This window comes from Mesorhizobium kowhaii (assembly GCF_042431665.1).
GTDB classification, from domain to species: Bacteria; Pseudomonadota; Alphaproteobacteria; order Rhizobiales; family Rhizobiaceae; genus Mesorhizobium; species Mesorhizobium kowhaii.
On the sequence record NZ_JBHLYT010000016.1, the window covers coordinates 1 to 6064 of the forward strand.

Sequence of the window (6064 nt, forward strand, 5' to 3'; positions counted from 1 at the left end):
GGCGAGTGGTTTCGGTCCAGGGCATCGTGATCTCCGTCGAATCTCAGCAATCCGACTGAATCACAACCCGCTGAAATCACTCACTTCTTTTTGGAGCAGATACTAACAGGCTCAGATCCTACGACGCAGCCAAGAGGGAAATCATGCCCGGTGTCGAGCATCGTTCGCACAAAGCTCTCAATAACCGGGCGGAGAACTCCCATATGGCTGTTCGACGACGAGAGCGAGGCATGATCCGGTTCAAGTCGGCGGGGCAATACCAGCGCTTCATCTCCATCCACGGCCCGATCGCCAACCTCTTCAACCTTCACCGCAAACATCTGACAGCTGCCGGTCATCGCGATATTCGTGCTGCCGCTCTGGCCGTCTGGAACGATATCGCCTTGTCGAGCGCCGCATGAACAGGGGCCGCAATCCTTTGCTGCGCCCTTCAACATTTTAAGGCGACGCTACCCGAGTTGCCCAAGAGCGGATCCTCAAACCATTGTAAGGTGAACACGATCCGTTCGATGCGCCCGATTTTGCGCAAGGCGGATGCCAGACTGTTCTGCTGCCGGTAGGCGGATAAATAGCTTCTTCAGGAAAGTGAAGATGTCGTGTTCAGCCGTGTCCGGTTGAAGACGCGTATGTCCGAAAGCCGACTTTGAGGCGCAGTCGGCGCGGCGATGCGATGCACTGGTTTTCCAGTCTTTCAGGCAAGGTCCGCACAAAAGTCTTTGTTGGCATGTCTATTGCGAGGAGGCGGTAGTGGATCCGCACGACCGCGCGCGGTCTCCCAGTCGCCGCAATAGTTCAAATGAAACCTCCTCGATTGATCTAAATCAATGCCATAGACGCTGCGCTGTTGAGCGCGTTCCCGCCAGAGCCTTTGCCGCATCAACTGGGAGGAATACGGATCGCTGATCGAAATGCACTGCTTGGCCCAAGCAGAAAACACCGATGTAGTAGCGCGAATGCACATCACGCATCACCTCCACACGAAAGCTTAAGGAGTCCTAAAGAATGCACGCGCCGAGCTATTCCGAGGCCTTGGAACTTGCGATCGATCGTTCGTACGACATCAATCTAGATATGCTGAGGTCGCAAAATTTGCATCTTGACACGCACAACGATTATCTCGTTGGTACATATCCTCCCCTCAAGGCAATGAGCAACCTGAGTAGCGAGCAATTGTTGGCTCAGATTGCCTCGTCGATCGACCTCTATTTCCACATTCCTTTCTGTAATCAGCATTGCACCTTTTGCCACTTCGCCAAGGAAATCAATCCATCCTCCGAGCGAGTGGAACGATATTTGTCGGCCTTAGATAAAGAGATGAGTTGGTCAGACGCGGCGCTCGCTGGCAAAGCTATTGAGACTGCTTTTTTTGGGGGTGGCACCCCCTCATTTTTGACCAACCATCAACTAAAAACGCTGTTTGGTATAATCAACAAGCGATTTGATTTATCGAAATCCGAAGTGAGTTTCGAATTGCATCCCTCACTTGTAAAGCATGATGATGCTGCGGATCGCGTGTCCACTTTACTTAGTGGCGGTGTAAATCGCCTCGTTCTTGGCGTTCAAACTCTGGATCGAAATATTTTGCGCATATTAAACCGTGGGCATGGTGTAGATGAGGTGGTCCGGACCGTAAAATTACTTAAAGATATGGGCGCTGAGAATCTATCCCTTGACTTGATGTATGGGTTGCCGGAGCAAACGCTCCGGAGCTGGTACGACTCACTTATCGGCCTATTGGACATGGGAATAGAGAAGTTCAATATATTCCCATTGATGTTTAAATCGACGGATCCCATAGCTCGCCAATTGGCCAGAGGACGATATCAATTCGCGGGAGCTAAGGAGCGCATCGTAATGCATTTCATGGCGGAGCACATCCTCACCAGCCTTGGCTATCGACATGGACCGATTTTCTACTGGACTAAGAGGCCGCAGCCACACTCCGTTCAACAGCGTCGCAAATACGATTCCTGGAACGACAATAATCTTGTTCCGTTCGGGCTTGGCGGATTTGGCTACATGAGCCAGTGCCAGTTCTATAACGAAGCAGATTTAGATCGCTATCTATCTAGAGTTGAAGCGGGCGAAAAACCAGTGTGGAAAGGTGCTGTACTGTCGCACGACGATCTCATGCGCAGAACATTGATGTTTGCCTTGCGAAGCAGCGGGGTGTCGCTCTCCCGCTTCGAGGGACAATTTGGAGTGTCGATTGAAAAATACTTTGGCCGCGAGCTTGAACTTTTAAGCAAGGCGGGACTCGTCCGCATCTCAAACGACGGCGTGCTTTCATTAACTGCGGCCGGCATTATCAATTCGGGCGCAATATCGCTGCTGTTTTTCTCGGACAATGTGCTTGAGCGGGTCGCGTACAACGATAGCAGAATAACAGACAAACGAACTGACCTGCTCGAAAAACACGATTACTCGCCGGCGGCGAGATATGGGTCAAGTGCAGAAATGCAAGCTGTCTTTCGGTGAATCGGGGGGCGCTCGTCAATGGTCACCAAGTTGTCCTTTTCCATGCCGGAACAGCCGCTTTATCGGGCGCAGGGGATATTTTCTCATCAGAGCGATAGCATTGATCGCCGGGAGCGAAAACGCCCCTTTGGGCCTCTCAGCAATTTTGTCGCCGATCAGCTGCCGCACTGTATCGCGGAGATCAAAGCCAGTGCACGACCTGGTGAAGCGGTTAAGGCACTTGGGCGTAGCATTAACGCAATGATTGCGGAGACGGACTATGAGGCGCAGCTGCTGAATCTGCCCCAATCCGAGTTCGGGGTCGCTAAGACAGATATCCAGTATCTCGTTAATTGTGCTTATCAGATGTCTGCGTTTGCCGGCCTTCATTCCGTTGATGCCGAGTTGACAGTGGGAGAGGCACTGAGGCAACTTGCACGCGTAAGTCGGCAGCGGCAGCCTAGCATTGATGTCCTCTCCTATGAAGATATGATCCTTACGAATCCGTTGCAGAGCGATCCACGCGTATATTGCCTCGGGTCGGCCGGGGTCGAGGAGCGAGATTTTTGCCTTGGCCATCAACTCATTGAGAGTGAATTACAGTCGGCAATAGACGCTCTACTCGCTTTGCGTGATGCGGTCGGGGCGGACGCGCGTCAATGTCTTGCGGTATGCGTGGAGCGCCTTGAGTCAGCAAATTATGTTCTGGCGCGTTTTTATGAACGTATGTCGCCCGATCTATTTGGCCAATTTCGTGTATTTTACGGAAAAAACCCTTACAAGGATAGGCTGGGCCCAAGCGGCCGTTTCTCTGCCCGCATCGTCGCGGTCTCGGTGCTACTGATCGGTGAAGAACTCTTCCATCAGAAACCGCAATTCTATATGGATGTGTATCGGTTGTCAGAATACTATCCACAGGGATGCATCCAGGAGGTATTTCGCTGGTTGTCGCCAGACAAGGGCGGCTCGGGGCTCCAGCCAAGCTGGCTAGAAGGGAAAGCGGACTTCCCTAAGTTCGCAACCATCTTGCCCGTCATCGAGCGCCACGGCAGTGAAACTAGAAAGCTGCTCGCGTCCTGTGTTTGTGCGCTGGATCAGTTTAGCCGGATGCACCGCAGTACGGCGTTAAAGTATACAATCGAACCTGGCCGCCCAATTGTCGGAGTCGAGACTTCGGAAAGTGTTGAAGCTGTCCTTTCACAGCGGCTGCTAATGGCGGCGCGTCAAAGCTAACGCGGTATTTGCCCCGGCAAAAACATGTCACGACGCCAGACGCGCCGACGTCCGACGTCCGAAAAAAGGTGATGGTCGATGTCTCAAGACGGAGTTATCTTTCGTCGGTTCGAGTCAGGGGATGCCGATGATGTATGGCATCTGCATAGAAGCGCCTCTGAGGCAGTTGGTGTGCGCGGTCCGGAAGGAACGTGGGAGGATGATTTGCGTAATGTCGGGGAAGTATACATCGCGTCAGGCGGAGACTTCGTAGTTGCGCATATCGGCCCCCAACTCGCTGCAATGGGTGGATTGAAACCCGTTGACAACGATGTCGCACAGCTGAAGCGTTTGCGGGTCGATCCCGCCTTTCAACGACGAGGGCTTGGAAGGAGAATACTTAGTGAATTGGAATCGCGAGCTGTTTCTCTGGGATTCAAGTGGATAAAGCTCGACACGACAAAGAGCCAAGTAGGAGCTCAAAGAGTTTATGAGACGGCTGGATATACGCGCTGCGCGGAAGGGATGTTGCACGGACATGCAGTGATCTTCTACGAGAAGCGGCTCGCCGGTCCGGATTGACCTATCTCATATGATCGATGAGGCTGTGAGCCGATGCTGACGTCGGTGCACGCCATAACGTCATGGTCACAACCCAAATTTCGCGTGGAGGTCAATCGTAAGAACGCGCCCGTTTCGTAAGACCTTATGTCCTTTCTGGTTGCCGGCTGTGAGGTGGTTCGCCCTACACTGGCAGTGTTGAAACGAGGGTTGCTCGTCGAGCCTATCCTCATGCCAGGAGGACGAACCATGGAAGAATATAGCCCCGCCGCGCTCGCCAGGTCGACCAACGCGCGCTTCTCTGTGCAGCTCCACAGCCTTCGTTGCCGCGCGCGCCCGGGCGTCGTTGCACGATCTTCGGCCGGCGCGGCGCCGCTGAGCTCGGCGACCAGATCGCCCTTTGCATGTTCCAATGTCATGGCGCGAAAGCTCCATGTTTATCGGCCTATTGCAAGGTGCCTTGGCGCACCGCTTACGTTGATCCTCGCAGAGTCGCAGTGCCGGGAAAGAGTAGCGCGCCTGGAAAAAGCAATCGAGGACGGCCTGCTCGACTGGCCACTCGCGCCGGTAGTCGAACGCTTGCAGGCTTTGCGTGGGGTCCAGCTCATTTGTGCGGCTACCTTCATGGTCGAAATCGGCGATGTACGCCGCTTTGCCAACCCGCGACAACTGATGGCTTATCTCGGACTTGTCCCCTCGGAGCGCTCGACCGGGGACGCCGTGCGACGGGGCGGTATCACCAAGGCTGGGAATGCCCTAGTGCGCCGCGTCTTGGCCGAGAGCGCCTGGACTTACCGCTATCCGGCCAAACTGGGGAAAAGAAAATACTTCGAAAGCCGCCACATGCCTGAAGTCGTGCGAGACATAGCGTGGAACGCACAGGCGCGCTTGACCAAGCGCTACAGGGCCATGATCGCGCGTGGCAAGCGCAGCACCGTGGCTGTCACCGCAATAGCTCGCGAACTCGCAGCTTTCATGTGGGCCATCGCCCGAGCGGATGAGCAGCAGGCAGGAACCTGATCCTCGTCGCGACGAAATAATCATCGCGCCTATCGGCGGGGACGTGGCATTGAATGGGGAATTCCCGGCATCGCTTTGTGGCCGGCAATGCCGACGCCCGTTGTAAGAGAGGGACCAGCCGCGGACGAATACATGGACATGCGGTAACCAACCCGCGCATCAGAGCTTGTTCACCCGCGTCCCAGGCCACGTCTCCACCGATAGGCGCTCAGTCAATGAGAAACCGACCGAGGAAATCGGTGTCGGGTGGGATTACTGCGCAGATCGCGCCTTGCAAAAGGACATCAGAGCGATGCGCCAAGGCACCTTGCATGTTCCAATGTCATGGCGCGAAAGCTCCATGTTTATCGGCCTATTGCAAGGTGCCTTGGCGCATCGCTTACTGTCCTACGAGCGGCTGCAGGGCGCGTTCGCGGACCTTTTCGGTCTTGCCGTCAGCCAGGGCGGCCTGATGAACATGCTGCGTCGCGCCCAGGGCGCCTTCATGGCTGAGCGCGATAACGCGATCATGGCGTTGCGTCGGGCCAGGGTCGTCGCCTGCGACGAGACCGGGGGCGGATCGAGGGAAGCAATTCATACCACTGGGTGTTCCGCTGCGCGGAGGCGGTCGTCCATCGGTCCGCTCCGACACGCGGCACCATCGTGGTGCCGACCCTGATGGACGGGCATCGACCCGACGTGTGGTGTTCCGATCGCTATGCCGCACAACAGTAAGCGGTTAGCTGACGGCGTCTGGTTTGAAGTTCCAGGGCATGAGCATTTCGATTTTGGCTGCGGGCCAGCGCTGAGCGATGCGGGTCAAGGTCTGGGAGAG

3 protein-coding genes and 4 pseudogenes are annotated in these 6064 nt (G+C 55.2%); 6 read left to right on the forward strand and 1 reads right to left on the reverse strand.

The features are described 5' to 3' along the window. Positions 1–101: 101 nt before the first annotated feature. Positions 102–401 (forward strand): annotated as a pseudogene (locus ACFFNA_RS13490) (DDE-type integrase/transposase/recombinase); the annotation flags it as partial. A 29-nt stretch (positions 402–430) separates the two neighbouring features. Here the strand turns inward: ACFFNA_RS13490 and ACFFNA_RS13495 are convergent. Beyond that, positions 431–556, reverse strand: a pseudogene (locus ACFFNA_RS13495) (hypothetical protein); the annotation flags it as partial. Between the two features lie 446 nt (positions 557–1002). On the opposite strand from ACFFNA_RS13495, the gene ACFFNA_RS13500 reads away from it, so the two are divergent. From ACFFNA_RS13500 to ACFFNA_RS13520, 5 genes and pseudogenes are all read left to right on the forward strand, one after another. Then, complete coding sequence (locus ACFFNA_RS13500; RefSeq protein WP_378918893.1) at positions 1003–2478, forward strand: coproporphyrinogen-III oxidase family protein; 1476 nt, start codon at positions 1003–1005, stop codon at positions 2476–2478. 18 nt (positions 2479–2496) lie between these two features. Then, positions 2497–3690, forward strand: a complete 1194-nt coding sequence (locus tag ACFFNA_RS13505; protein ID WP_095090032.1) for a hypothetical protein — start codon at positions 2497–2499, stop codon at positions 3688–3690. A gap of 78 nt (positions 3691–3768) precedes the next feature. After that, positions 3769–4251 (forward strand): GNAT family N-acetyltransferase, encoded by a 483-nt coding sequence (locus ACFFNA_RS13510; protein WP_095090031.1) that lies wholly within the window; start codon positions 3769–3771, stop codon positions 4249–4251. Between the two features lie 456 nt (positions 4252–4707). Continuing rightward, a pseudogene (locus ACFFNA_RS13515) lies at positions 4708–5250 on the forward strand (transposase); the annotation flags it as partial. 382 nt (positions 5251–5632) lie between these two features. Further along, positions 5633–5961, forward strand: a pseudogene (locus ACFFNA_RS13520) (IS66 family transposase); the annotation flags it as partial. Positions 5962–6064 lie beyond the last annotated feature (103 nt).